This is a genomic window from Dietzia sp. UBA5065 (assembly GCA_002415925.1).
GTDB lineage: Bacteria > Actinomycetota > Actinomycetes > Mycobacteriales > Mycobacteriaceae > Dietzia.
In genome coordinates this window covers 33,410-34,450 of the sequence record DIAZ01000075.1, presented here as the reverse complement: position 1 = coordinate 34,450, position 1,041 = coordinate 33,410, and the positions used below count along the sequence as shown (strand labels likewise).

Below are 1,041 nucleotides of genomic sequence, written 5' to 3'. Positions count from 1 at the left end.
GACGATCCCGTGTCGCGAACACGGTGCGCCGACCGCCAGGCTCGTCAGGCTGGTGGCGGTGGTGGCGGGGAACCCGGCCGAGATCATCCTCGTGGACAGTGCGGCGAGGGTCGGAGCGTCGTCGGCGTGCTCGCGGATGAGCTCCGCGCCGAGGCCGTCGACCAGCACGAGGACCGCGTCCCGGCACGGCTCCAGAGCGAGGGGATTGCGCGTGCCCGCCCCCAGCGCTGCGGCGACGGAGGGCATGACATCGGCCAGTGCGTGGTCGGACGGACTGCTCGGGATCCCGGTCATGTCTCCACCATCCCCCATTCCGCCCCGCCACGGACGCCGGCCTCGGAAGACGGGGGCCTCAGAACGGTGGTGGGTCGAGGAGCTCGTCGAGGAGTGCCCGGACGTCCTGTTCGACCTTGCTCGCGACGGGTGCGTTCCGGCGCCACCATCGGCCGTGCTCGGACGGTCGGGGACTGCCCGGGCCGGTGCCGGCGGGGTGCGCGGTGCGGTCGCGTTCGGCGGCCAGGCGGGCGGCGCGCCGGGACCAGTAGGTCGGCTCGGAGTGCGAGCGGCTGCCGGCGGTGGACGGGTCGGGGCTTCGCCGCTGCTGCGCGTCCCAGGCCGCGGTCTCGGCATGAGCCTGCTCGCGCCTGTAGGCGCCGAGCGGTCCGGACGGTCGCGTCATCGTGGTGGTCCCCTCGGGACTCGTGACGATCAGCGTCCCGTCCGGTTGCAGGTCGTAGACCCAGTCCGAGAAGGTCTTGAACCGATGGTGGCGCCTGCAGAGGCACATGAGGTTGCACTCCTCGGTGTGCCCGCCGCGCGCCGGGTCCGCGTGATCGAACGGCCGGACGTGGTCCACGTCGCAGTCGTCGGCCGGGACCGCGCACCCGGGGTGACGGCAGGTGCCATCCCGAAGCCGGATGCGTCTTGCCAGTTCGGCGCTGGGCTTGTACCTCAGGGCCCGCCTGGCGTCGTCAGCGGCGCCGATGCGGGGATCGACCCTCTCGAAGCTGGCGCCGTCGCTGGTGGCGAGCATGGCGAGCA

The 1,041-nt window shown here is 73.0% G+C and carries 2 protein-coding genes; both read right to left on the bottom strand.

The window, feature by feature from the left end; genetic code table 11:
• Nucleotides 1–294: alkaline phosphatase family protein (locus B4M60_RS05805; protein ID WP_291081167.1), on the bottom strand; the 294-nt coding region annotated here is incomplete at its 3' end.
• A gap of 58 nt (nt 295–352) precedes the next feature.
• A partial coding sequence (locus B4M60_RS05800; protein ID WP_291081165.1) for an HNH endonuclease occupies nt 353–1,041 on the bottom strand: 689 nt, incomplete at its 5' end.